Genomic DNA, 24,549 nt, shown 5'->3' with positions numbered 1-24,549 from the left:
TGATTCTGCGTCAGGGTAGGCCCATGACACAGGACGCCTTTGCCGAAGCCCCCATGCTGTTCGATACGGACGAAGCGCCCGCGCAGCCGCTGCCCTCTGGTCGGTTACCCTCCTACATCAAAGACCACCGCAAGCGGCTGCGCGAACGGTTCATGTCTGGCGGTTCGGGCGCGATGCCCGATTATGAGTTGCTGGAACTGGTCCTGTTCCGCTCGATCCCCCGGCAGGACGTGAAGCCGCTGGCGCGGGCGTTGTTGGACACGTTCGGCGACTTCAACCGCGTCCTGACCGCGCCCGAGGAGCGGCTGCGTCAGATCAAGGGCGTCGGCGATACGGTGATCACCGACCTGAAAATCCTTGAGGCCTGCGCCCATCGCATGGCCCGTGCACGGGTGATGCAGCGGCATGTGATCTCGGGCTGGGACGCGCTGGTGGACTACTGCCACACGGCCATGGCCCATCGCGAGACCGAGCAATTCCGGGTGTTCTATCTGGACCGCAAGAACGTGCTGATCGCCGATGAAGTACAGGCCAAAGGTACGGTCGACCACGTGCCTGTCTACCCGCGCGAGGTGGCGAAACGGGCGTTGGAGCTGAACGCTTCAGCGCTGATCCTGGTGCACAACCATCCGTCGGGCGATCCGACGCCATCGCAGTCGGATATCGACATGACCAACCGGATTCAGGATGCTTGCGTCGCGCTGGGCCTGACCCTGCATGATCATTTGATCATCGGGAAATCGACCGAGCTAAGCTTTCGGTCGCAGGGGTATTTGTAGGGGGCGTTGCCCCCTCTTGGCCCGCTGGGCCAATTCACCCCACCGTATTTGGCAACAAGAAGAAGGGGTTATTGCACCCAGACCTCGACCCGGCGGTTGACCTTGCGGCCCCATTCGGTGTCGTCGCAGGCCATCGGCATGGCTTCGCCGAAGCCTTCCACAGTGATCTCGATGCTGTCGGGAATGTCGGTTTCGACGGCGGCCAGCACGGCATTGCGCACGGTTTGCGCCCGGCGCAGGGCGATTCTGGAATTGGCGGAGGCCGCGCCGTCGCCATCGCTGAACCCGGCAAACACCAGTTTGCGGGCGTTGATCGCCCCGGATTCGAGTGCTTGCGCCAGGTGCTGGATGTTCGCGCGTGATTGCGCGTCGGGGCGTGACGAGCCGGGTTCAAAACGGAACGACAGCGACAGGCGCGACATCGGTCGCAGCGTTTCGATCATGCGTTGCAGTTCTTCCAGCCCGACCTCGGCCCCGCCATTGACGATGGCGTTGGACAGGCGATTGCCCTGCAGGCCGATCCCCATCGTCTCGGGCGACTGGTCCACATAGCCCGCCTGCCGGATTGCCATCAGGGCATCGGCACTTTGGCTATAGGCCAGGAATTGCCGAGCGATCCGGGGCAGTCGCCGCGCGGGCAGGTACAGGAACATCGGCGCGGTCAGGGGGTAGTCCTCGGTCTTGATCGACTGGCGCGTTGCGGCAAGCGCGTGGCCGCAACCGCCCGTCAGCGGTAACATCCGCGCGGCATCGGCCGAAGCCTGAGAGGCGATGCCGATGGCAAACGGGTCCTTGGCCACCGCGCGGACCAGATCGCTGTTTCGGGCATGGCGGGTCACGGTTTCGGCCAGAGTCCCGCCTGCGGGCTCCAGAAGCTGATCGGTCACGGCCTGCGCCAGCCCAGACCCTTGGTCCGGCATGTGCAGCGCAATCGGTGCGTCGGGGCCGCCCAGCCCGGACCAGTTGGTGATCTGGCCGGACAGAACCTGCGCCAGATCCGACGGCGATATCTGCTGCACGACGTTGTCCGGGGCCACCACCGGCACGATCGCATCCAGCGCCACTACCCGGGATCGGCGGGCCAGTGTCAGATCGCCCAGCCCCGCGTCCTCTGCCGCGTTACGCTCAGTGTCGCGAATTTCGCGCAGGGCCATCACGATGTCGGTGGCGTTCGAGGTCAGATCGGCAAAGCCCTGATCCGTGGTGCCAACGCGAAAGAACAGCCGCGCCAAAGGCGCGGGCTGCCCGGGCTTATGCAGCTCGTACATGAATGTGTCGGGGCTGACGCGTTTGGGCGTGGCGGTCAGCCCTTCGTGTCGGGCAAAGCCAACGATCAGGGCGGGCAGAACGGTTTCGGCCATGACGGACGAGCCGGAAAACCGCAGCTCAGCCACGAAATCGGTCAGGCTGGGGCAGGCGGGGCCGTCGCAGGTGACGCCCGAGCCGTCTACCGTCAACTCTCCGAACTGGGTATCGACGCGGTAGAATTCGCCGTCAAAGCTCAGGAAAGTGCCGGTGACCTCGACCTTGCCGTCATGCGAGGTCAGGGTGATGTCCTGCGCGGCGGCCGCAAAGGTCAGCGTCAGCCAGAACACTGCAGCCATCGCAGCACGTAGAAATGTCATAAGAGTGTCGAGCCTGCCCGCGGTTTACTTTGCCGCGATTGTCAGGTCTTGGAACAGATTATTCAACACCAGAAACTCGCCGGCCTGCGAACAGTCTGGCAGGGCTAGTGTCAGATCGCGCGAGCGCAGGCGGCGGTCGGCGCGCAATTCCAGCGACTGCACGTTCAGGTCGCGCCCGCAGTTGGTTTCGGTGACCTCCGCCTCGACCGTCAGAGCGATTGAGCCGGACTGGTCCGACTGGCCTGCGGGGAAGGAATAAACCTCGATATTCTTGGCGTCGCCAAAGCCCGCGTGGCCCAGATGCACCACGGTGCCCGCGCCATTGGCCTTATCATCCGCCCAGACATGGCCCTCCGCGCCGTAGCTGGCCCCAAATTCCAGCGCGTGGATCTGCAGGTTGGTGTCGCCCTGCCATTGCAGCGCAACGCGGTCATATTGCGCGATATCGGTGACATGCGTGGTGGCGACGGTCCCGGTCTGGTCCGCGAAGGACACCAGAAAGATTGCGTATTCCGACAGGGCCGGAATGGTCAGGGTCAACGCGCCCCTGTCATCCGTCATCTGCGTGACGGTCAGGCCGCTGTGGTGAATCTCGAGCCGTTCATTGCCGTGACAGGGCGCTTTGATCGCAAGGCGCGCGGTGGCACCTGGAAGCGCGGTTGCCCGGGCGCTGAGCGCGCAATTGCCGCGTTTGCGCTGGGCGCCGGGTGTGATCTGAATACTGCGGGTTTTAGGTGCAACACTGGCCGGGGTGGCATCAGCGGACGGGGAAGAGGTCAGCGTAAAGCTGTCCAGCCCCGCCAGGACCGAGGCCTGTTCGGCGGATGCAACAGAAACACCCTGCGTCGCAGCATCAGGCTGCGCAGCGGTTCCATTCTGCATCATGTAACCAATGGCCAAAGCACAGGCGACTGTGCCGCACATGGTCACGTAGTTTCGGACTACAAACAAAACACCCTCCCCAGTTGAAGGAGCGAGTCGCACTTTCTTTAAGAATCGCGGCCAATTTGTGGCCGCGAGACGGAGTGATTGTGGTTGCAGTCAGGTGACGTTAGGTTAACCGCCCATGGCAATGTTTGAACTTCTTGCCTGATCCGCAGGGGCATTTGTCGTTGCGCGACGGGTTGCCCCAGGTCGACGGATCATCCTCGACAAAGCCGGGCAGCGCATCGCCCGAGGCTTCGGCCTCGGCCACCGCTTCGGCCCGTTCCGCGGCCTGATCGACCGCTTTTTGCGTCTGGGCCTGCTGCGCCGCCATCTGCGCCAACATTTCCTTTTGCTCTTCCTCGGTCAGCGGGCGCACGCGGGACAATTGCTGGGTCACAGTTTCGCGCAAGGAATCCAGCATGCTTTCAAACAGCTGGAAGCTTTCGTTCTTGTATTCGTTCAGTGGATCGCGCTGGGCGTAGCCTCGGAACCCCACGACCGAGCGCAGATGTTCCAGCGTCAGCAGATGCTCGCGCCATTTGCCGTCAATGGTCTGCAGCAGCACCTGCTTTTCGATGTTGCGCATGTTCTCGGGGCCAAAGGCGACGGCCTTCTGCGCCATCATTTCGTCCGCCGCCTTGACCAGACGTTCGCGCATCTGTTCGTCATCGACGCCTTCTTCGGCGGCCCAGTCCTGAACCGGCGCGTCGATGGTCAGCTTGTCCTTGACCGCCTCGTGCAGGCCATCGGTATCCCACTGATCGGCATAGGATTTCGGCGGCATGTATTCGTCAATCAGGTCGTCGATCACCTGTTCGCGCATGTCCGAGACGATCTCGGACAGGTCGTCCGCCGACATGATCTCGCGCCGCTGGCTGAACACCACTTTCCGTTGGTCGTTCATCACGTCGTCAAACTTCAGAACGTTCTTGCGCATGTCGAAATTGCGGCCTTCGACCTTGGACTGGGCGCGTTCCAGCGACTTGTTCACCCAGGGGTGGATGATCGCCTCACCCTCTTTCATGCCCAGCGTGGTCAGCACCTTGTCCAGACGTTCCGAGCCGAAGATGCGCATCAGGTCGTCTTCGAGGCTCAGGTAGAACACCGTGCGGCCCGGGTCGCCCTGACGGCCCGAGCGGCCCCGCAACTGGTTGTCGATGCGGCGGCTTTCGTGCCGTTCCGAGGCCATGACATAAAGACCACCGGCCTCGAGCACCTTTTGCTTTTCTTCCGCATGGCGCGCCTCTTGCGCGGCGCGCAGTTCGGCGGGGTCTGCCTCGGGGTTTTCGGCCAGCGCCTGCAGCACTTTCATTTCGACGTTGCCGCCCAACTGAATGTCGGTGCCGCGCCCGGCCATGTTTGTGGCGATGGTCACCGCCCCCAAACGGCCCGCATCGGCCACGATCTGCGCTTCCTGCTCGTGCTGGCGGGCGTTCAGAACGTTATGTTCGATGCCTTCCTTGGTCAGCATCTGGCTCAGCAGTTCGGATTTTTCGATCGAGGTGGTGCCCAGCAGAACCGGCTGACCGGTTTCCTGCGCCTTTTTGGTCTGTTCGATCATCGCGCCGTATTTCTCGACCGCGGTGCGATAGACCTGATCGTCCTTGTCTTCGCGGGCAATCGGCTTGTTGGTCGGAACTTCGACCACGCCGAGGCCGTAAATCTCGGCAAATTCCTCGGCCTCGGTCAGCGCGGTGCCGGTCATGCCGCCCAGCTTGCTGTACAGTCGGAAGTAGTTCTGGAAGGTCACGCTGGCCAGCGTCACGTTTTCCGGCTGAATTTGCACGCCTTCCTTGGCCTCAATCGCCTGATGCAGACCTTCGGACAGGCGGCGGCCAGGCATCATGCGGCCGGTGAATTCGTCGATCAGGACAACGTTGCCGTCGCGGACGATATAGTCCTTGTCACGCTGGAACAGCTTATGCGCGCGCAGGCCCTGATTGACGTGATGCACCACGGTGGTGCTTTCGGGATCATACAGCGAATGGCCTTCGGGGATCAGACCGTTGGACAGCAATTGCTGTTCAAGAAACTCGTTGCCTTCGTCGGTGAAGGTTACGTTGCGCGATTTCTCGTCGATGGAATAGTGATCCTCGCCCAGCGTCGGGATCAGCGCGTCGATGGCGGTGTACAGTTCGGACCGGTCCTGCGAGGGACCCGAGATGATCAGAGGCGTCCGCGCCTCATCAATCAGGATCGAGTCCACCTCGTCCACAATCGCAAAATTGTGGTGCTTCTGATAGAGCTGCTCCAGATCGGCCTTCATGTTGTCGCGCAGGTAATCGAACCCAAGTTCGTTATTGGTGGCATAGGTGATGTCGCATTTATAGGCGGCCATCTTCTCGGCATCCGCCTGACCGGACCAGATCACCCCGGTGGTCATGCCCACCGCACCGAACACCTTACCCATCCATTCCGCGTCGCGCTTGGCCAGGTATTCGTTGACCGTGACGATATGCACGCCCTTGCCGGTCAGTGCGTTCAGATAGGCGGGGAAGGTGGCGACCAGCGTTTTGCCCTCACCGGTTTTCATTTCCGAGATATTGCCCTGATGCAGGAACACGCCACCCATCAGCTGCACGTCAAAGGCGCGCAGACCCAGCGCGCGGCGGGCGCCTTCGCGCACATTGGCAAACGCTTCGGGCAGCAGGGTATCCAGGTTCTCGCCATCCAGCGCCCGCTGGCGCAGCTCGGCGGTCTTTTCCACCAGCGCCTCATCCGGCATTTTCTCGAACTCGGGCTCCAGCGCGTTGATCTTTTCGATCAGGGGGCGGGTCGCCTTGATCTTGCGGTCGTTCGGTGTTCCGAACACCTTTTTGGCGAGCGTTCCGAGTCCCAGCATGTTCACTCCAGCGGATCTGTTCTTGTCTTGGTTGCGACAGGCTTGCCCACCTTGCGCGCAACCCATAGATACGGGGGGTGAAAGGCGGCCCTGTCCAAGGCTTCAAGGCGATGTAAGCGGCAGGTTCCTGAGTGTCAACGCCGCGCCCTGCCGCGGCAAAGAAATAGGATGATTCCATGCCCAAAGGCCTCACTTTTCTGCCATCGCTGGCCCTGACCGCCGTGATGGCGCTGCCGCTGGCCGCCCAGACCGCGCCCGATGCTGGTACTGTTGTCGCCCGCGTGAACGGGGAAGAGATCACATTGGGTCACATCATCGCCACCGCATCGAACCTGCCGGCGCAGTATCAGCAGCTGGAAGATGCGGTTCTGTTCGATTTCATTCTGGAACAACTGATCCAGCAGGAGTTGCTGAGCCAGCAGCAGGTGGGTCTGTCGACACGCGGCGCGCTGACACTGGATAACGAAAAACGCTCACTTCTGGCGGTTCAGACCGTCAACACCCTGACGGCTGAGGCTGTGACGGACGAAGCGGTGCAGGCCGCCTATGACGCGCAATTCGCCGATTTCGCGGGCGAGGATGAATTCGACGCCAGCCATATTCTGGTCGAGAGCGAAGAAGAGGCCAAAGACATCAAGACGCAACTGGATGACGGCGCGGATTTTGCCGAACTGGCGCGCGAGAAATCTACCGGCCCGTCCGGCCCCAATGGTGGCGCGCTGGGCTGGTTCGGCAAGGGCCAGATGGTGCCGGAGTTTGAAGCGGCTGTGCTGGGGCTTGAAAAGGGTCAGGTCTCGGACCCGGTGCAGACCCAGTTCGGTTGGCACCTCGTCATCCTGAACGACACCCGCAAAACCGAAGCGCCCGAGTTGGCCGAGGTGCAAGGTGAGCTGGTTCAGACCCTGCAGCAAGAGGCGGTTCAGGCCCGCATCGACGAGTTGACTCAGCAATCGCAGATCGAACGCCCGGCTTTGGAAGGTGCAGGCCCCGAGGTTATGCGGCAACTGGACCTGATTCAGGAGTAACCCCGTGGCCACGATCACCAAGGTTTCCCCGCTGGCCCCGGCGGCTTTTCCCGAACTGCCCGCCATCGACGGCGTACGTTTCGCCACCGTCGAAGCCGGCGTGCGGTATCAGGGCCGAACCGATGTCATGCTGGCCGTGCTGGACCCCGGCACTTCGGTGGCCGGAGTTTTCACCCGCTCCGCCACCCGCGCGGCCCCGGTGCTGGATTGTCAGGACAAGATCGGCGGCCCCAGCGACGGGCCTGCGGCGATCCTTGTGAACTCGGGCAATGCCAATGCGTTTACGGGCCACTACGGGCAGACCTCGGTGGCTGAGGTGACGCAGGCCGTCGCCACGGCGACCGGCGTGCCCGTCGACCGTGTCTTTACCTCATCAACCGGCGTGATCGGCGAACCGTTGCCGCATGAGAAGATCGTATCGCAGCTTGAGGCGCTGAAATCGGGCCTCAGCCGCCACGCCATCGAAGACGCGGCGCGCGCCATCATGACCACGGATACCTTCCCGAAAGGAGCCTCGGCGCAGGTCGAGATTGACGGTAAAACAGTCTCTATTGCCGGGATTGCGAAGGGGTCCGGCATGATCGCTCCTGACATGGCGACGATGCTGGTCTATATCTTCACCGACGCGCAGGTCGAACAATCGGCGCTGCAGGCGATGCTGAGCGCCCAGACCGACCGCACCTTCAACTGCATCACGGTGGACAGCGATACCTCGACCTCGGACACGCTGCTGCTCTGCGCTACCGGAGCCTCGGGCGTCGATGTCACCGGCAACGCCGCTTTTGCGGACGCTTTGGAAACGGTGATGCTGAACCTCGCGCAGCAAGTGGTGCGCGACGGTGAAGGGGCCACGAAATTCGTAGAAATTCGTGTGACCGGGGCGGCCACGGACGCGGATGCCAAGGTGCATGGTCTGGCGATTGCCAACTCGCCGCTGGTGAAAACGGCGATTGCGGGCGAAGACCCCAACTGGGGCCGCGTGGTCATGGCCATCGGCAAATCCGGAGCCGCCGCCGACCGCGACCGTCTGAGCATCTCCTTCGGAGACATCCTTGTGGCCGAAAAAGGCTGGGTTAGTCCCGATTACAGCGAAGAAGACGCTGCCGCCTATATGAAAGGCCAAGACTTGGTGATCGCCGTCGATCTGGGCTTGGCCGAGGGAAAATCCACCGTCTGGACCTGCGATCTGACCCACGGTTATATCGAGATCAACGCGGATTATCGCTCGTGAAAACAGTTCTGGTATCTGCCGTCGCCCTGATCGACATCGAGGGCCGCGTCCTGCTGGCCCAACGCCCCGAAGGCAAATCCATGGCCGGCCTCTGGGAATTCCCCGGCGGCAAAATCGAACGCGGCGAAACCCCCGAGGCCGCCCTGATCCGCGAACTGCACGAGGAACTGGGCATCGATACCTGGGCCTCCTGTCTCGCGCCGCTGACCTTCGCCAGCCATAGCTATGATGATTTCCACCTGCTGATGCCGCTGTTTGCGTGTCGCAAATGGGAGGGTATTCCGCAGTCGAAAGAGGGTCAGGCGCTGAAATGGGTGCGCGCGAATGACCTGCGGAACTATCCGATGCCTGCGGCGGATGTGCCGTTGATTCCGATTTTACGGGATTGGTTGTAGAGTATCGCGAGTTATCTTTGCCGGGTCTGTATGGGAATTGCACACACAACAAAACGGCGATCCGTTGCTCATATTTTGCAATCTATTCGATGTGTGCCGCCGACAGTTTGACAAACCCAACCGATTTATTGACGCCATTTCTAACATAGGCCTCGTCTGCGGTATCATAAAGCGGACTGGTCCTGGCAGCCCTTCCGTATCTAACCATTGCGTGCCGGGTTTCATCGTAGAACTTAAAATTGCTAGCGCCGCCTACGATCTGAAACAGTACAAAGCTTTCTGATGGCGTCATAATGACCTCGAAATCTTCCATCGCGATCCTGCAAGCTTCCATCTTTTCGCAAGTAAGACGAAAAGCCACTTCATCATTTTCAATTTTGACGTGTCCCTGAATCTGTACCGATGAGGCCTGCGCCCCTGATCCGATAAACACGCATACAACGGCGAAGAATGCATAGAAAATTCTGTTCATCAATTTCTCCAAAAGGCATCAAGAATTGCCTTGAATAGAGCATGCAAAACGATTGGACAGCAAAACATTTAGAACAAATCACGACAAGAATTGTGGTATTGAGGAAGATGCACTCGCGCCACTGAGCCATCCACTCATTTTGAATTACACCTTTGTTCAGTAGCGCCCGACCTCCTGTAACAATTCGTAAGAATTGAGAAAACATCAGGCAAAACTTGGCACTGATCGTGCCTTCGCCCCTTATTGGGGCATGGCGCCCGGGCGATGGCTTGGACCCGCCATTTCCGGCCCAAGGGAGGGGTCGGGTGGGGAGGAGAGAAAGATTGGCTCAGACGCAGTCGGGCGCCGACGGGATGCAGTCCCTTCCGGCGCTGTTACATCGCAATGCGACTCAGTTCGGAGATGCTCCGGCGTATCGGGAAAAGGAATTCGGGATCTGGCAATGCTGGTCCTGGGCTGAAACGGCCAAGGAAATCCGCGCAATCGCGCTTGGGTTTCTGGAACTGGGCGTCGAAAAAGGCGATCATATCGCCGTCATAGGCCGCAACCGTCCGGCGCATTATTGGTCGATGGTGGCGGCGCAGATGGTGGGCGCGGTTCCGGTGCCGCTGTATCAGGACTCGGTCGCCGAAGAGATGGCCTATGTGCTGGAACATTGCGGCGCGAAATATGTGGTCTGCGGCGATCAGGAACAGGTCGACAAGGTCATCGAGATTCAGCAGAATCTGCATCAGGTCAAGCACATCCTCTATACCGACAAGCGCGGCATGCGGAAATACGACCACAGCCAGATGAACGCGCTGGAAGACATCATGGCAGAGGGCAGCGCCGGTCACGCGCGGTTCGACACCGAGCTGGACAAGCGCATCGCGGCGATCACCTATGACGATACCTGTGTGATGCTCTATACTTCGGGCACGACGGGCAAGCCCAAGGGCGTGGTGCTGTCGAACCGCAATGTCATTGAAAGCGCTAAGAATTCGGCGGAATTCGACCACCTGACCCGGAACGAGGATATTCTATCCTACTTGCCGATGGCCTGGGTGGGGGATTTCATCTTCTCCATCGGTCAGGCCTATTGGTGCGGCTTCTGCGTGAACTGCCCCGAAAGCGCCGACACGATGATGACCGACCTGCGCGAGATCGGGCCGACCTATTTCTTTGCCCCGCCGCGCGTGTTCGAGACTCAGCTGACCAATGTGATGATCCGCATGGAGGACGCAGGTAAGCTGAAGCGCAACATGTTCCACCACTTCATGGCCCATGCCAAGAAAGTCGGAGGTCTGCTGCTGGACGGTAAGCCGGTGGGTTTTGGCGACAAGCTGAAATACGCGCTGGGCAACATGCTGGTCTACGGCCCGCTCAAGGATACGCTGGGCTATGGCCGGTTCCGCGTGGGCTATACGGCGGGGGAAGCGATCGGGCCGGAGATATTCGATTTCTATCGCTCTTTGGGCATCAACCTGAAGCAGCTTTACGGCCAGACCGAAGCGACCGTGTTCATCACTGTGCAGCCCGATGGTGAGGTGCGGGCCGATACAGTCGGCGTGCCCGCGCCGGATGTGGAGTTGAAGATCGACGACACAGGTGAGATTCACTACCGATCGCCCGGTGTGTTTGTCGAGTATTACAACAACCCGGATTCCACCGCCTCGACCAAGGATTCTGAGGGCTGGGTGGCCACAGGCGATGCCGGGTTCATCGAGGAAAGCTCGGGCCATCTGCGGATCATCGACCGCGCCAAGGATGTGGGCAAAATGGCGGACGGGTCGATGTTTGCGCCCAAATATGTCGAGAACAAACTGAAATTCTATCCGGATATCCTTGAGGTCGTGCTGTTCGGCAACGGCAAGGATCGCTGCGTGGCCTTCATCAATATCGACCTGACGGCGGTGGGCAACTGGGCCGAGCGTAACAATGTAGCCTATGCCTCGTATCAGGAATTAACCGCGAATCCCCGCGTGTTAGAGACAATCAAGTCGCATGTGGAAGAGGTGAACAAATCGGTTGCAGCGGATGAAATGCTGTCGGGCTGTCAGGTGCATCGCTTTGTGGTGCTGCACAAGGAACTGGACGCGGATGATGGCGAGATGACCCGGACGCGAAAGGTGCGCCGCGGCTTTGTCGAGGAGAAATTCCACGACATCATCGACGCGCTTTATGATGGGTCGCCAAGCGTCTCGACCACGACCGAAGTGACCTATGAGGATGGTCGCAAGGGCTCGATCTCGGCGACGCTTGAGATTGTCGATGCGCCGGTTGTGTCGGTTACGCCGCATAAGGTGGCGGCAGAATGAGGGCCGTCCGAGCGCCGCTCGACCTTGCGGTCATCGCCCCGCCCGCCGTCCCGTTTTTGCGTAAGTCTGGGAGAGGCTGATGCTGGATAATTCCGAAGGATATGTCACCGAAGACGGCCGAAAGATCGGCGGTGTGGTGATGGAGATGAAGAACATCACCCTGCGTTTTGGCGGTGTGGTGGCGATCAAGGATATCTCGTTCGACATTCGAGAGGGTGAGATTCGCGCCATTATCGGGCCGAACGGTGCCGGTAAGTCCTCGATGCTGAATGTGATCTCGGGGTTCTATGTTCCGCAGGAGGGCGAGGTCTGGTTTCATGGGTCGAAACGCCCGCCGATGCGACCCTTTGAGGTGGCGCAGCAGGGGATTGCGCGGACGTTCCAGAATATCGCCTTGTTCGAAGGGATGAGCGTGTTGGACAACGTGATGACCGGGCGGCTGGGATATATGAAAACCAACATTCTGCAGCAGGCGCTGTGGAAGGGGAAGGCCGAGGCGGAAGAGACCGAGAACCGCGAGGCGGTCGAGAAGATTATTGATTTCCTTGAGATTCAGCACATCCGCAAGACCCCCGTGTCACGTTTGCCCTACGGGTTGAAAAAGCGCGTCGAACTGGCCCGCGCCTTGGCGGCAGAGCCCAAGCTGCTGCTGTTGGATGAACCGATGGCGGGGATGAATGTCGAAGAAAAAGAGGACATGAGCCGCTTTATCCTCGACGTGAATGATGAGTTCGGCACTACGATTGCCCTTATCGAACACGATATGGGTGTGGTGATGGACCTGAGCGACCGGGTGGTCGTGATGGATTACGGCAAGAAGATCGGCGACGGCACACCGGACGAGGTGCGCAGCAACCAAGAGGTCATCGACGCCTATCTGGGGGTCAGCCATGACTGATATCTGGGCAGAAATCTGGGGGGGCACCAATGCCTGAACAACTCGTATTCGCGATGGAGGTCATCCTCAACGGTCTGATGGCCGGGGTGCTTTATGCGCTGGTCGCGCTGGGCTTTGTGCTGATCTACAAGGCGTCCGGGATTTTCAACTATGCGCAAGGGGTTATGGCCTTGTTTGCGGCGATGACTCTGGTCGGAATCATGAAAGGGCAGGTGCCGTTTTCACATCTGATCAACGCGATTTTCGGCACGCATATCCATTATTTCGGCTGGAACGTTCCGGCGGTTCTGGCGATCATCCTGACCATGGCCGTCATGGTTCTGCTGGCCTGGGCGGTGCAGCGGTTCGTGATGCGCCATCTGGTCGGGCAAGAGCCGATCATCCTGTTCATGGCCACCATCGGTCTGGCCTATTTCCTGGAAGGCGTGGCTGACCTGATGTGGGGGTCCGAGATCAAGACGCTGGATGTGGGTCTACCGCAGGGCATCAACCTGTGGATCGATGAAAGCACGTTCAACATCTTCGGCTACGGCTTCTTCATCGACAATCTGGACATCGTGGCGACCGTGATAGCGGCATTGCTGGTGGCGGCACTGGTGGCGTTCAGCCAGTACACCAAACAGGGCCGGGCCATGCGCGCCGTGGCCGATGACCACCAGGCGGCTTTGTCGGTCGGGATTTCGCTGAACTTCATCTGGATAATGGTCTGGTCGGTGGCCGGGTTCGTCGCGCTGGTCGCGGGCATCATGTGGGGCACCAAGTCGGGTGTTCAGTTCTCGCTGTCGCTGATCGCGCTCAAGGCGTTGCCGGTGCTGATGCTGGGCGGGTTCACCTCAATCCCCGGGGCCATCGTCGGCGGTCTGATCATCGGTGTGGGCGAGAAGCTGTTCGAGTTTGCCATCGGCCCGATGGTCGGCGGCGCGACCGAGAACTGGTTTGCCTATGTGCTGGCGCTGATCTTCCTCGTGTTCCGGCCGCAGGGCCTGTTTGGGGAGAAGATCATTGAAAGGGTGTAGGGCATGACCAAGCTGCTCGCCATCATCAACGTGATCGCATGGGCGGGGTTCTGGGCTTTTGGCTATATCGCGCTCACCTCGGACGATCTGACCGAAGGCCAGCTGACCATTGCCGCGATCCTGGCCTTTGCCGGGCTGATCATGGGCGTTCTGGCCTATCTGAAACTGGTGCGCGCGTCCGAGGCGACCGGGTACGCCAAAGGGTCCAACCAACTGGATGCCGTTGCCCGCAATCGGGCGCAGGAAGAATGGGGAAAGTAAGACATGTTCTATCGTGAGGCCGGGGACTTCAAAGTCTCTTACGTGGATGACAGCCAGACCTTCCCGATCAAGTTTGACCGGTATCGGTATTATGTGGTGCTGGCGGTGGCGTTCGGGATCATCCCCTTCATCATCAACGATTACTGGGCCAACGCGCTGCTGCTGCCCTTTCTGATCTACGCCATCGCGGCGATCGGCTTGAATATTCTGGTGGGCTATTGCGGGCAGGTCAGCCTGGGCACCGGCGGGTTCATGGCTGTGGGGGCTTATGCCTGTTACAAACTGATGACCGCCTTTCCGGATGTTTCCATGTTCATCCACATTATTCTCGCCGGAGGGGTTACGGCGATTGTCGGCGTGCTGTTCGGCCTGCCGAGCTTGCGGATCAAGGGGTTCTATCTGGCGGTGGCCACGCTGGCGGCGCAGTTCTTCCTTGTGTGGCTGTTCAACCGGGTGCCGTGGTTTTACAACTATTCGGCCTCGGGCCAGATCAACGCGCCCGAGCGGGACGTGTTCGGCATCATCATCACCGGGCCCAACGCACCCGCGTGGGCCACCTATCTGTTCTGCCTGATTTTCCTGACGCTCTGCGCCGTGATCGCGCGCAACCTGACGCGCGGCACCACGGGCCGGAAATGGATGGCGATCCGCGATATGGACATCGCGGCCGAAATCATCGGCGTGAACCCGCTAAAGGCCAAACTGACCGCCTTTGCCGTCAGTTCGTTCTTTGTCGGTGTCTCGGGTGCGCTGTTCTTTGCGGTCTATCTGGGCGCGGTCGAAGTGGGCGAGGTGTTCGGCATTCAGAAATCCTTCCTGGTGCTGTTCATGATCATCATTGGCGGGCTGGGATCGATATTTGGCTCATTTGCCGGGGCGGCGTTCCTTGTGGCGCTGCCGGTCGTGCTGAAACTGCTGGGCGCGGACTGGCTGGGCTGGCCCACCGATATCGTGGCGCATCTGCAGTTGGTGATCGTCGGCGGGCTGATCGTTATGTTCCTGATCCTGGAACCACACGGGCTGGCGCAGCTGTGGCGTCTCGCGAAAGAGAAACTCAGACTCTGGCCGTTCCCGCACTAGGCGGGCCGGCCCAATCAAAAAACGGGTGCAAAGCCCGAATCCAACATCGGACTAACCAAGGGAGGAGACACCCGATGAAATTGAAACTGGCAACCTTGGCGCTGGGCGCCGTAATGGCGGCAGGCCCGGTCATGGCCGACCTGGTATTCCCGTCGCTCAGCTACCGGACCGGTCCATACGCAGCGGGTGGCATCCCCTTTGCGGATGGCTACGCCGACTATTTCACTTTGCTGAACGAACGCGACGGTGGCATCGGTGGCGTCAGCGTCAGCGTCCCGGAATGCGAAACGGCCTATAACACCGAAAAAGGTGTTGAATGCTATGAGGCGACCAAGGACAGCGGCGCGCTGGTGTATCAGCCGCTTTCGACCGGGATCACCTATCAGCTGATCCCCAAACTGGCGGTCGACAAGATCCCGATGCTGACCTCGGGTCTGGGCCGGACCTCGGCCAAGAACGGGTCGGTGTTCGAATGGGTGTTCAACTTCCCGGCCAACTACTGGGATGGCGCATCCGGTGCGATCAACCACATTCTGGACCTGAACGACGGCGACATTTCGGGCAAGAAGATTGCTCTGGTCTATCACAACTCGGCCTATGGCAAGGAGCCGATCCGCACGCTGGAGGAGCTGTCCGAGAAGCACGGCTTTGAACTGGTGGCCCTGCCGGTCGACCACCCAGGTCAGGAGCAGAAGTCGCAATGGCTGCAGATCCGCCGCGACCGTCCCGATTATGTCCTGATGTGGGGCTGGGGCGTGATGAACCAGGTGGCCGTGCAAGAGGCCGCGAACATCCGCTACCCGATGGAGAACTTCATCGGTGTCTGGTGGTCCGGTTCGGAAAATGACGTGCTGCCTGCGGGTGAGGCCGCCAATGGCTATAAGGCGCTAACCTTCCACAATGTCGGGTCCGACTATCCGATCTATGACGACCTGAAGACACATGTATATGACAAGGGGCTGTCGGCCGGGGCCGGGGATCAGACCGGTACGGTTCTGTACAACCGCGGTGTCTATGCCGCGATGCTGGTCGCCGAAGCCGCCAAAAAGGCGCAGGAGATTCATGGCGTGGCCGATATCGACTCGACCATGATGCGCGACGGCATGGAGGCACTGGTGATTGACGAGGCGCTGATGGCCGAACTGGGCCTGCCGAATTTCGGCCCAAGCTTCGCAGTGGCCTGTGACAACCATGGCGGTGATGGCCTTGTGGGCGTGACCCAGTGGGATGCGGCATCAAAAACATGGTCGCTGATTTCCGACTTCAAACAGTCGGATCAGGACGTCATTCAGCCTCTGATTGATGCGGATTCGTCTGCTTATGCGTCTGAAAACAACATCGAAGGGCGCTGCAGCTAAGGCGCTTTGACAAAACCGGGGCGGCTGTTCGCGGCCGCCCCGAACCCCACACTCGCACAAGGACACGCGCAGATGCTGGATGCGGCACAATCCACCGAAGTGCAGGCCGAAACCCTGCTTGAAGTGAACAATATCGAGGTGATCTACAACCACGTGATCCTCGTGCTGAAAGGTGTCAGCCTGACGGTCCCCAAGGGCGGCATCACCGCGCTGCTGGGCGGTAACGGGGCGGGCAAGACGACGACACTCAAGGCGGTGTCGAACCTGCTGCATTCGGAACGGGGCGAGGTCACGAAGGGAACGATCACCTATCGCGGCTCCAGCGTGCATGAAAGCGACCCTGCCGATTTGGTGCAAAAAGGTGTGATCCAGGTGATGGAGGGCCGTCACTGTTTCGAACACCTCACGGTCGAGGAAAACCTGCTGACAGGGGCCTATACCCGCAAGGATGGCTCGGCCGCGATCCAGCAGGATCTGGAACTGGTTTACAATTATTTCCCGCGTCTGAAGGAACGCCGCCGGAGCCAGGCGGGCTATACCTCGGGCGGGGAACAGCAGATGGTGGCGATGGGCCGGGCGCTGATGTCGCGGCCCGAGACGATCCTGCTGGACGAACCCTCGATGGGTCTGGCCCCGCAGCTGGTCGAAGAGATTTTCGGCATTGTAAAGGACCTGAACGAGAAAGAGGGCGTGTCCTTCCTGCTGGCCGAACAGAATACCAATGTGGCTCTCAGGTTTGCCCATTACGGCTATATTCTGGAATCCGGGCGCGTGGTGATGGACGGCCCCGCCGCCGAACTGCGCGAGAACCCGGACGTAAAGGAATTCTATCTCGGCATGTCCGAAGAGGGGCGCAAGAGCTTCCGAGACGTGCGTTCGTACCGCCGCCGCAAACGGTGGCTGTAAACGGATGGAGGATCAGGTGATGACGACATATTACGACACGCTCGAAACCCGGTCCGCCGACCAGCGTGCCGCTGATCAGTCGCAGGCATTGCGCGTTCAGATCGACCGGGCGAAATCCGCCCCGGGGTTCCAGGCGCATCTGGCCGGGGTCGATGTCGGTGCCGTTGTCTCGGTCGAGGATCTGCCGAAACTGCCGGTGCTGCGCAAATCCGATCTGGCACAGGCGCAGGCGTCGCGCCCTCCGTTCGGCGGGTTCACCGTGAAACCGGCGCGGCATTTTCATCATGTGTTTCAGTCTCCGGGTCCGATCTATGAACCGGGCAGTACTGACCCCGACTGGTGGCGCATGGGGCGGTTCCTGCATGCGGCAGGGGTTGGTCCGGGCGATATCGTGCATAACTGTTTCGGCTATCACCTGACCCCGGCGGGCATGATCTTTGAAAGCGGCGCGCGGGCGGTGGGGGCCTCGGTCCTGCCTGCGGGCACCGGCCAGACTGAACTGCAGGTGACCGCTGCGCGCGATGTGGGCTGCACCGCCTATGCCGGGACGCCGGATTACCTGAAGGTTATTCTGGACAAGGCCGACGCGATGGGCGTCGCCCTGAATTTCTCGACAGCCGTTGTGGGCGGCGGCGCGCTGTTCCCATCCCTGCGTCAGGACTATGCGGATCGCGGGATTTCCTGCCTGCAATGTTATGCCACTGCCGATCTGGGCAATATCGCTTATGAAAGCCCGGCGATGGATGGAATGATCATCGACGAACACGTGATCGTCGAGATCGTCACCCCCGGCACCGGAACCCCGGTCGCACCCGGTGAGGTGGGCGAGGTCGTTGTGACCTCATTAAACCCCGACTATCCGCTGATCCGGTTTGCCACCGGCGATCTGTCGGCGATCATGCCAGGCGTGTCGTCCTGTGGTCGCACCAACCTGCGGATCAAGGGCTGGATGGGCCGCGCCGATCAGACCACCAAGATCAAAGGCATGTTCGTGCGCCCCGAACAGGTGGCCGCGCTGGTCGACAAGCATGATGAGATCGTCAAGGCCCGCGTCATCGCCGCGCGTCAGGGGGAAATGGACACCATGACTGTCCAGATCGAAAGCCCCTGCAGCAATGACAGCGCTTATGCCAAATCCGTGGCCGAGGTGTTGAAACTGAAAGGCGCGATCGAGATCGTCGCCCCCGGTTCCCTGCCCAAGGACGGTCTGGTGATCGAGGATCAGCGGGTCTACGAGTGACAAAACCCATCTCTGCGGCAGTAAGTGCCGCAGATTTGTTGCTCGGCCCACTGGTGTTTCTTAGCGTTTTGGTCGATTAAAGGCGGGCCTTTTTGCCTTTGCCAGTCACAAGCCGGGATGATGGCCCAGATCGACTATTCTCAGAACGGATCGCGAAATCGCGGCGTGCGCGGCACCCGGCTGCTGGCCGGGGTTGCGTATTTCGTGTCGGCGGCCTGTCTGTTGCCGATGGTGGCGGTTGTTCTGGCGGCGCTGACCGGTGGGACGGATACGATCTCGCATCTGATGGACACGGTGCTGCCGCGCTACACCGCGACCACGCTGATCCTTGTGGTACTGGTCGCGGCGGGGACGTTCTCCATCGGAACCGGGGCGGCGTGGCTGGTGACGATGACGCGTTTTCCCGGCGCGCGGTTGCTGGAGATCGCGCTGGTTCTGCCGCTGGCCTTTCCGGCCTATGTGCTGGCCTATGCCTATACGTTCATTCTGGATCACCCCGGCATCGTTCAGTCCACCCTGCGCGATGTGACCGGGTGGGGGCCGCGCGATTACTGGTTCCCCGAAATCCGCTCGACCGAAGGCGCGGCGGTGATGCTGATCCTTGTCCTTTATCCGTATGTCTACCTGCTGGCGCGGGCGGCGTTCCTGCAGCAAAGCGCCACCGCCTTTCTGGCCGCGCGGGCGTTGGGCAACAACCCGTGGCTGGCCTTCCGGCGTGTCTCATTGCCCATGGCGCGCCCGGCGATTGCCGGAGGGGTGCTGTTGGCGATCATGGAGACTATCGCCGATTTCGGAACCGTGTCCTATTTCGGCGTGCAGACTTTTGCCACCGGCATCTATACCAGCTGGTTTTCCATGGCCGACCGGGCGGCGGCAGCGCAGTTGGCGCTGTGCCTGCTGGTCTTTGCACTGGTCATGGCCGTGGCCGAACGCACCCAGCGCGGCAAGGCAAAATACTATCAGGCGGGCAAGCAACACGCGGCGCAGCCGGCGGCGATTTTGACCGGCTGGAAGGCGGTCGGGGCGTTCTTGCTGTGCGCTATTCCGGTTCTGTTCGGGTTTCTGCTGCCGGTGATCATTCTGGTCGAGATGGGGCTGGAATCGGAACAGAATCTGCTGTCGCAGCGGTATCTCGATTTCATCCAGAATTCGCTGATCCTTGCGGGCACGGCAGCGGTCATCACCGTCTGCGCGGCCATCAGCGTCGGATTTTTCCAACGGCTCCGGCCCGGGCGCGCCTCGTCTTCCACCGCCTATATTGCGCGGTTGGGCTATGCGGTGCCGGGCGGAGTGATTGCGGTGGGGCTGATCGTGCCCTTCGCGGGGTTCGACAACGCGCTGGACGCGTGGATGCGCGAGACCTTCGATGTCTCGACCGGGCTGCTGGTGACGGGCTCAATCTGGCTGCTGGTGGCGGCCTATATGGTGCGGTTCCTCGCCGCCGCCCTCAGCGCCTATGAAGGCGGGCAGAGCACGGTGCACGCCAATATGGACGCTGCTGCCCGGTCTTTGGGCCAGACGCCGCTGGGGACGTTGCGACGGGTGCATCTGCCGATCCTGACGCCATCGTTGCTGACCGCGCTGCTGATCGTGTTTGTCGACGTGATGAAGGAACTGCCCGCCACCCTGATCATGCGGCCCTTCAATTTTGACACGCTGGCGGTACAAGCCTATCGGCTCGCCTCGGACGAGCGGTTGGAGGGTGCCGCCGTGCCTTCGCTGGTCATTCTGGCGGTGGGTTTGCTGCCGGTGATCCTGATCTGCCGTCAGGTCGGGCGCAGGTAACACTCGCGCCGCAATTCGCGACCAAACGCGCATCGGGCTTGATTCGAATGCGATTTCCGGCAAGGCTTGGGGCATGAACATGCAGCCTCCCAGCCGGTTCTCTGCCAACTCGGCCCAGATGCCCGTCGCGTTCGACCGGCGCGAGATGTCCCAGATCATGTCCGTTTACGGCCGGATGGTCGCCGCCGGAGAATGGCGCGATTACGGCATTTCCAACCTGCGCGACATGGCGGTGTTTTCCATTTTCCGACGCACCGCAGAGCACCCGATCTACCGGGTCGAAAAGGACCCGCGGCTGCGGTCGAAACAGGGCATGTATTCAGTCGTCGGCATGGACGGGCGCATCCTGAAACGCGGGCAGGATCTGCGCACGGTGCTGCGGGTGCTGGAACGCAAGCTGATCCGGGCGGTTAACCCGGATTAGAGCCGTTTATGCGCAGTCACGGGCCCGTCGCCCTGCGCCAAAATACGCGCAATGGCCTGATCCATCGGCTCATATGAAACAGCCATATGGTGGGCATTGGCATGCAGGATCATGTTGTCGCCAGAGACCCACGCCACATGCCCTTTCCAGAACAGAAGATCGCCGCGTTGGGCTTTTGCGCCTTCGGGCTGGGCCTTGCCCACAGCGCGTTCCTGATCGCCGCTGTCGCCAGGGCAGGTGATACCACAGGCCAACAACGCGGCCTGCACCAGGCCGGAGCAGTCGACGCCGAACCGGCTGTTGCCGCCCCACAGGTAGGGCGTGCCCAGAAACAACTCGGCCACCGCGACCGGGTCGCTCATTCTGTTTGCGATGGGCGTGGTGTGAACAGTTGGAATGAACCCGCGTTCAGTTTCCAGGAACTTGCCCTGTTCCGAGGTGGCCCGAACCTTGCTGCCAAAACTCAGCGCGGCCAGATCGGGGCTTTTGATATCCGCCTGCGTGTAGGCGTGGGTTGAGGGCGCGGTGATCCAGTGGGTCGCCTCGGTGTCTTCACCCAAATGCTCGGACCGAACCCATCCCGGATAGCCGTCCTTGTCTGCGGTGATCCGACTCCACCCGTCGCGTTCCTGCGCGACCTGCACCGTATCGCCAAAGATCACCTGCCGGTCGCGCGGCCCGTCCGGGCTGCGCCACAGGTCAACGACCGGTTCGAGGATGCGCTTGCGGGTCACAGGCCCAAAACCTCGGGCAGGGCAGTCAGGATCGCGCGGGGCCCTTGGCCGAGGCCTCCTTTGCTGCGGCCCGGGGCTTTGCTGGGCTGCCACGCGTAAATGTCGAAATGCATATAGGCGCTGTGTTCAACAAAGCGCCGCAGGAAAAGCGCGGCGGTGATCGACCCGGCAAATCCGCCCGACGGTGCGTTGTCCAGATCGGCGATGCCGGGTTCGATCATCGCCTCGTAGGGTTCGTGAAACGGCATCCGCCAGACCGGATCGGCGGCCTGAGGGGCGCTGGCCACCAGCGCCGCTGCAGTGCGGTCGTCATCGGTGTAGAACGGGGCCAGATCGGGGCCCACGGCCACCCGCGCCGCGCCGGTCAGGGTGGCCATCGAGATCACCAGATCGGGCCGCCCCTCATCCGCCAGCGCCAGCGCATCGGCCAGCACCAGCCGCCCCTCGGCATCGGTGTTGTTGATCTCGACCGTCAGGCCCTTGCGCGAGGTCAGGATGTCTCCGGGCCGGAAGGCATTGCCCGAGACCGCGTTTTCAACCGCTGGGATCAGCACCCGCAATTGCAGCGGCAGGTCCAGCGCCATGATCATCCGCGCCAGTCCCAGCACATTGGCGGCCCCGCCCATGTCCTTTTTCATCAGGCCCATGGAACTGCCTGGTTTCAGGTTCAGGCCGCCGGTGTCGAAACACACGCCCTTGCCCACCAGCGTCAGCTTCGGCCCGCTGCTGCCCCAGTTCATGTCGATCAGCCGGGGCGCTTGCGCCGCCGCGCGGCCGACCGCGTGGATCATTGGGAAATCCTGTTTCAGTGGGGTGCCGAGGGTCACGTCGCAGGTCGCGCCGAACTCCTGCGCCAAGCCTTCGGCGGCTGCCTGCAACTGCTCGGGTCCCATATCCGAGGCAGGTGTGTTGACCAGATCGCGGGTCAGCGCCTCGGCCTGCGCCATGACCTCGATCCGGGCGGCATCGACGCCGTCGGGCGCGATCAAGGCTGCCCCCGAGGGCGATTGCCCGGCATAGCGGTCATAGGCGTAACCGGTCATCAGCCAGCCGAAACACTCCATCTCCAACCGGTCGGAGGGCACGCCTGATGCGATGTGGTAGGTACCCTTGGGTAAAGCCTCAGCCGCTGCGGCCAGAGGGAACCGTTTACGCGCCCGCTTGGCGCTTGTCCCGTATCCGGCCAGCGCCATCTGCGACGCGCCATCCGGGCCGGGCACCAATAGCGTTTGCCCCAGCGCGCCGGTGAACCCGTTGCTGGCCACCCAGCTTTGCACATGATCCGGCTGAGCCTGCAGCCACGCCTCAAGCTCGGGCTGCGCGATCACTTGAAGCGGCAGGGATGGGTCAGAGGGCGGGGCAAAGGACAAGGTCATCAGACGTCTCGGGCTAGTTCAAATCGCCCCCAGACTAACGGCCCACCGCCTGCCCGCAACCCCCGTCAGACCGACATATCCTGCTGATCCCAGACCGCCGTCAACGACCGTTCGCCCACGCGGATCAGCCGACCCAGCGTGGCACCTGTCGCCACCGCATCCCCGGCATCCACCGCCTGTGCCACGTCGCCCGCAACACGGGCCAGCGCGGTCATGCCGATCTGGTCCGATATGGCCACCAGCGATCTGGCGCATTTGCGCAGGCCGACCCAGTCGCGCTGCCGCCAGAAGCGTTCGCAATTCGACAGGCGCACCGCCAGTTCCTCGACCGTGCGGCACAACACGTCCAGCGCGTTCTTGTCGCCCAGTTGCCGGTACAGCCCGTTCAGCTGCTCGGAATCCAGACGCACGGATTCCGTGTGTTCCAGTGTGAGTATCTTGTCCACCACATTTACCCCAATCGTCACGCCCCCACGGCGCAGCCCGATCATGCGGCGCAATTCCTTTGCAAAACCTTGCGCCGAATTTGGATAATGGCTCGAATTTTTCGCGAATTCGGTATAGAGCATCCGGCAGCACAAAGAACAGGGACGCCGAAATGGACTTAGCCAAACCTCTACCGACCTATCTGGTGAAACGGTATCACGGCTGGAAGGCCACCACATATTCCGAAAATCAGGTCTGGTACCGGCGGCTTGCGACCGAAGGCCAACGCCCGCGCGCAATGGTAATTTCCTGCTGCGACAGCCGGGTGCATGTGACGTCGATGTTCGGCGCGGATCAGGGCGATTTCTTTATTCACCGCAATATCGCCAACCTCGTGCCCCCTTACGCGCCCGATGGCGACCACCACGGCACCAGCGCCACAATCGAATATGCGGTCACAGCGCTGAAAGTGGCGCATCTGATCGTGCTGGGGCATTCGCAATGCGGCGGCGTGCAGGGCTGTATCGACATGTGCAAGGGTCAGGCCCCGCAACTGGAAGCGAAAGAAAGCTTTGTGGGCCGCTGGATGGACATCCTGAAACCCAAATACGAATTGGTCGCGGATGTGGAAGACAGCGTAGAACAAGCGCGTCTGTTTGAACGTCAGGCGGTTGTGGCCTCGCTCGAGAACCTGATGACCTTCCCATTTGTGTCGGCGGCGGTGGAACAGGATGCGCTGAGCCTGCATGGATTGTGGACGGATATCGGCGAGGGCGGGTTGGAATGTTTCGACCCGCATCAAAAGAAGTTCGTCCCGGTCTGACCCCACGCCATTTGGGGTCCTTTGCCCTGCGGTTTTGATGTAAGCTCTGAACATTGGTTTATGTTCGGAGCTTCCCATGACTTGGTTAAAACGCATTTTCGGCGGTCTGATCGTCATTCTTCTGATTCTGGTCTGCGTCTCGTACCTGCTGCCCGGCAAAGCCGAGGTCTCGCGCAGCGTCCTGATCGACGCCCCGTCCGAGGCCATCTTTCCCTATGTAAACTCCATGCAGGAGACTGAAAAATGGTCGCCCTGGCTGGAGCGTGATCCCGAAACCAAGCTGAGCTATTCCGGCCCCGAGGCGGGCGTCGGCAACACGCTGAACTGGAGTTCCGACAATGATCAGGTCGGATCCGGGACGCAGGAAATTATCGAAAGTGTGGAAAACCAATCCGTCATAACCGCGCTGGATTTTGGCTCGATGGGCACGGCAACCGCATTTTTCACCCTGCAACCCGAGGGCGCGCAGACAGAGGTCACGTGGGGGTTTGACTCCGACCTCGGGCTGAACCCCATGGCCCGCTGGATGGGGCTGATGATGGATGGCTGGGTCGGCGGCGATTATGAGCGCGGGCTGGACAATCTGAAGGCGCTGGTCGAAGCGCAGGGGTGAGGGTAGGTGCCTGTGA

The 24,549-nt window shown here is 61.0% G+C and carries 23 protein-coding genes; 16 read left to right on the top strand and 7 right to left on the bottom strand.

The features are described from left to right. The first annotated feature begins 23 nt into the window (after positions 1-23). Entirely contained in the window at positions 24-779 is a 756-nt protein-coding gene (radC, locus tag ACR0JN_RS10105) for a RadC family protein (RefSeq protein ID WP_480885398.1), read from the top strand. Between the two features lie 68 nt (positions 780-847). Here radC and ACR0JN_RS10100 read toward each other — a convergent pair whose 3' ends face one another. The 3 genes from ACR0JN_RS10100 to secA all read right to left on the bottom strand — a co-directional run bounded on the left by ACR0JN_RS10100 (position 848) and on the right by secA (position 6,173). Further along, the gene (locus ACR0JN_RS10100; protein ID WP_480885397.1) at positions 848-2,404 is read right to left on the bottom strand and encodes a phosphate ABC transporter substrate-binding/OmpA family protein; all 1,557 of its coding nucleotides are present in this window, start codon (positions 2,402-2,404) and stop codon (positions 848-850) included. A 24-nt stretch (positions 2,405-2,428) separates the two neighbouring features. Continuing rightward, complete coding sequence (locus tag ACR0JN_RS10095) at positions 2,429-3,355, bottom strand: hypothetical protein (protein WP_480885396.1); 927 nt, start codon at positions 3,353-3,355, stop codon at positions 2,429-2,431. Positions 3,356-3,455: 100 nt separating this feature from the next. Beyond that, entirely contained in the window at positions 3,456-6,173 is a 2,718-nt protein-coding gene (secA, locus tag ACR0JN_RS10090; RefSeq protein ID WP_480885395.1) for a preprotein translocase subunit SecA, read from the bottom strand. 176 nt (positions 6,174-6,349) lie between these two features. On the opposite strand from secA, the gene ACR0JN_RS10085 reads away from it, so the two are divergent. The 3 genes from ACR0JN_RS10085 to mutT are packed head-to-tail and all read left to right on the top strand — an operon-like array spanning position 6,350 to position 8,824. Then, complete coding sequence (locus tag ACR0JN_RS10085; protein WP_480885394.1) at positions 6,350-7,198, top strand: peptidylprolyl isomerase; 849 nt, start codon at positions 6,350-6,352, stop codon at positions 7,196-7,198. A 4-nt stretch (positions 7,199-7,202) separates the two neighbouring features. Continuing rightward, on the top strand, positions 7,203-8,429 hold the full coding sequence (gene argJ / locus ACR0JN_RS10080; protein WP_480885393.1) for a bifunctional glutamate N-acetyltransferase/amino-acid acetyltransferase ArgJ: 1,227 nt from the start codon (positions 7,203-7,205) through the stop codon (positions 8,427-8,429). Next, entirely contained in the window at positions 8,426-8,824 is a 399-nt protein-coding gene (gene mutT, locus ACR0JN_RS10075; protein WP_480885392.1) for an 8-oxo-dGTP diphosphatase MutT, read from the top strand. Before argJ ends, mutT begins: the two co-directional genes overlap by 4 nt. An 82-nt stretch (positions 8,825-8,906) precedes the next feature. Here the strand turns inward: mutT and ACR0JN_RS10070 are convergent, their stop codons facing one another. Next, positions 8,907-9,296 (bottom strand): hypothetical protein, encoded by a 390-nt coding sequence (locus ACR0JN_RS10070; RefSeq protein WP_480818037.1) that lies wholly within the window; start codon positions 9,294-9,296, stop codon positions 8,907-8,909. Positions 9,297-9,619: 323 nt separating this feature from the next. Here ACR0JN_RS10070 and ACR0JN_RS10065 point away from each other — a divergent pair, with 323 nt between their 5' ends. From ACR0JN_RS10065 to ACR0JN_RS10020, 10 genes are all read left to right on the top strand, one after another. After that, on the top strand, positions 9,620-11,593 hold the full coding sequence (locus ACR0JN_RS10065; RefSeq protein ID WP_480885391.1) for an AMP-binding protein: 1,974 nt from the start codon (positions 9,620-9,622) through the stop codon (positions 11,591-11,593). A 79-nt stretch (positions 11,594-11,672) separates the two neighbouring features. Next, positions 11,673-12,491: an ABC transporter ATP-binding protein gene (locus ACR0JN_RS10060; RefSeq protein ID WP_480885390.1), complete on the top strand. Its 819-nt coding sequence runs from the start codon at positions 11,673-11,675 to the stop codon at positions 12,489-12,491. Positions 12,492-12,520: 29 nt separating this feature from the next. Beyond that, a complete protein-coding gene (locus ACR0JN_RS10055; protein WP_480818034.1) occupies positions 12,521-13,507 on the top strand; it encodes a branched-chain amino acid ABC transporter permease in 987 nt (328 codons plus the stop codon). A gap of 3 nt (positions 13,508-13,510) precedes the next feature. Next, positions 13,511-13,768 carry a hypothetical protein gene (locus ACR0JN_RS10050; protein WP_480818033.1) on the top strand — a complete coding sequence of 86 codons (258 nt, stop codon included), beginning with the start codon at positions 13,511-13,513 and terminating at the stop codon, positions 13,766-13,768. 3 nt (positions 13,769-13,771) lie between these two features. Further along, positions 13,772-14,848, top strand: coding sequence for a branched-chain amino acid ABC transporter permease (locus ACR0JN_RS10045; protein ID WP_480885389.1), 1,077 nt, complete (start codon positions 13,772-13,774; stop codon positions 14,846-14,848). Between the two features lie 74 nt (positions 14,849-14,922). Beyond that, on the top strand, positions 14,923-16,206 hold the full coding sequence (locus tag ACR0JN_RS10040) for an ABC transporter substrate-binding protein (protein ID WP_480885388.1): 1,284 nt from the start codon (positions 14,923-14,925) through the stop codon (positions 16,204-16,206). A gap of 72 nt (positions 16,207-16,278) precedes the next feature. Further along, positions 16,279-17,112 (top strand): ABC transporter ATP-binding protein, encoded by an 834-nt coding sequence (locus tag ACR0JN_RS10035; RefSeq protein ID WP_480885387.1) that lies wholly within the window; start codon positions 16,279-16,281, stop codon positions 17,110-17,112. 19 nt (positions 17,113-17,131) lie between these two features. Next, positions 17,132-18,352, top strand: a complete 1,221-nt coding sequence (locus ACR0JN_RS10030) for a phenylacetate--CoA ligase family protein (RefSeq protein WP_480885386.1) — start codon at positions 17,132-17,134, stop codon at positions 18,350-18,352. 120 nt (positions 18,353-18,472) lie between these two features. Beyond that, positions 18,473-20,137, top strand: coding sequence for an ABC transporter permease (locus tag ACR0JN_RS10025; RefSeq protein WP_480885385.1), 1,665 nt, complete (start codon positions 18,473-18,475; stop codon positions 20,135-20,137). A 73-nt stretch (positions 20,138-20,210) separates the two neighbouring features. After that, positions 20,211-20,561, top strand: coding sequence for a DUF2794 domain-containing protein (locus tag ACR0JN_RS10020; protein WP_480611930.1), 351 nt, complete (start codon positions 20,211-20,213; stop codon positions 20,559-20,561). On the opposite strand, the gene ACR0JN_RS10015 is transcribed toward ACR0JN_RS10020, so the two are convergent. The 3 genes from ACR0JN_RS10015 to ACR0JN_RS10005 form a co-directional block, all read right to left on the bottom strand. Further along, positions 20,558-21,295, bottom strand: a complete 738-nt coding sequence (locus ACR0JN_RS10015) for a C40 family peptidase (protein WP_480818027.1) — start codon at positions 21,293-21,295, stop codon at positions 20,558-20,560. The genes ACR0JN_RS10020 and ACR0JN_RS10015 overlap by 4 nt on opposite strands. After that, the gene (locus ACR0JN_RS10010) at positions 21,292-22,671 is read right to left on the bottom strand and encodes a leucyl aminopeptidase family protein (protein WP_480885384.1); all 1,380 of its coding nucleotides are present in this window, start codon (positions 22,669-22,671) and stop codon (positions 21,292-21,294) included. Before ACR0JN_RS10010 ends, ACR0JN_RS10015 begins: the two co-directional genes overlap by 4 nt. A gap of 65 nt (positions 22,672-22,736) precedes the next feature. Then, positions 22,737-23,162 carry a hypothetical protein gene (locus ACR0JN_RS10005; RefSeq protein WP_480818025.1) on the bottom strand — a complete coding sequence of 142 codons (426 nt, stop codon included), beginning with the start codon at positions 23,160-23,162 and terminating at the stop codon, positions 22,737-22,739. A gap of 107 nt (positions 23,163-23,269) precedes the next feature. Here ACR0JN_RS10005 and ACR0JN_RS10000 point away from each other — a divergent pair, with 107 nt between their 5' ends. Continuing rightward, positions 23,270-23,920 carry a carbonic anhydrase gene (locus ACR0JN_RS10000; RefSeq protein WP_480818024.1) on the top strand — a complete coding sequence of 217 codons (651 nt, stop codon included), beginning with the start codon at positions 23,270-23,272 and terminating at the stop codon, positions 23,918-23,920. Between the two features lie 76 nt (positions 23,921-23,996). Then, on the top strand, positions 23,997-24,533 hold the full coding sequence (locus tag ACR0JN_RS09995; RefSeq protein WP_480885383.1) for an SRPBCC family protein: 537 nt from the start codon (positions 23,997-23,999) through the stop codon (positions 24,531-24,533). Positions 24,534-24,549: the final 16 nt, after the last annotated feature.

Source organism: Ruegeria sp. G12 (genome assembly GCF_056533565.1).
This window is presented reverse-complemented; position numbering and strand designations above follow the sequence as displayed.

Bases quoted from the DNA above. Each gene is read 5' to 3' on its own strand.
- radC (WP_480885398.1), top strand. From the start codon at position 24: ATGACACAGGACGCCTTTGCCGAAGCCCCCATGCTGTTCGATACGGAC.
- ACR0JN_RS10100 (WP_480885397.1), bottom strand. From the start codon at position 2,404: ATGACATTTCTACGTGCTGCGATGGCTGCAGTGTTCTGGCTGACGCTG.
- secA (WP_480885395.1), bottom strand. From the start codon at position 6,173: ATGCTGGGACTCGGAACGCTCGCCAAAAAGGTGTTCGGAACACCGAAC.
- ACR0JN_RS10085 (WP_480885394.1), top strand. From the start codon at position 6,350: ATGCCCAAAGGCCTCACTTTTCTGCCATCGCTGGCCCTGACCGCCGTG.
- ACR0JN_RS10070 (WP_480818037.1), bottom strand. From the start codon at position 9,296: ATGAACAGAATTTTCTATGCATTCTTCGCCGTTGTATGCGTGTTTATC.
- ACR0JN_RS10060 (WP_480885390.1), top strand. From the start codon at position 11,673: ATGCTGGATAATTCCGAAGGATATGTCACCGAAGACGGCCGAAAGATC.
- ACR0JN_RS10055 (WP_480818034.1), top strand. From the start codon at position 12,521: ATGCCTGAACAACTCGTATTCGCGATGGAGGTCATCCTCAACGGTCTG.
- ACR0JN_RS10050 (WP_480818033.1), top strand. From the start codon at position 13,511: ATGACCAAGCTGCTCGCCATCATCAACGTGATCGCATGGGCGGGGTTC.
- ACR0JN_RS10045 (WP_480885389.1), top strand. From the start codon at position 13,772: ATGTTCTATCGTGAGGCCGGGGACTTCAAAGTCTCTTACGTGGATGAC.
- ACR0JN_RS10040 (WP_480885388.1), top strand. From the start codon at position 14,923: ATGAAATTGAAACTGGCAACCTTGGCGCTGGGCGCCGTAATGGCGGCA.
- ACR0JN_RS10035 (WP_480885387.1), top strand. From the start codon at position 16,279: ATGCTGGATGCGGCACAATCCACCGAAGTGCAGGCCGAAACCCTGCTT.
- ACR0JN_RS10030 (WP_480885386.1), top strand. From the start codon at position 17,132: ATGACGACATATTACGACACGCTCGAAACCCGGTCCGCCGACCAGCGT.
- ACR0JN_RS10025 (WP_480885385.1), top strand. From the start codon at position 18,473: ATGGCCCAGATCGACTATTCTCAGAACGGATCGCGAAATCGCGGCGTG.
- ACR0JN_RS10020 (WP_480611930.1), top strand. From the start codon at position 20,211: ATGAACATGCAGCCTCCCAGCCGGTTCTCTGCCAACTCGGCCCAGATG.
- ACR0JN_RS10010 (WP_480885384.1), bottom strand. From the start codon at position 22,671: ATGACCTTGTCCTTTGCCCCGCCCTCTGACCCATCCCTGCCGCTTCAA.
- ACR0JN_RS10005 (WP_480818025.1), bottom strand. From the start codon at position 23,162: ATGATCGGGCTGCGCCGTGGGGGCGTGACGATTGGGGTAAATGTGGTG.
- ACR0JN_RS10000 (WP_480818024.1), top strand. From the start codon at position 23,270: ATGGACTTAGCCAAACCTCTACCGACCTATCTGGTGAAACGGTATCAC.
- ACR0JN_RS09995 (WP_480885383.1), top strand. From the start codon at position 23,997: ATGACTTGGTTAAAACGCATTTTCGGCGGTCTGATCGTCATTCTTCTG.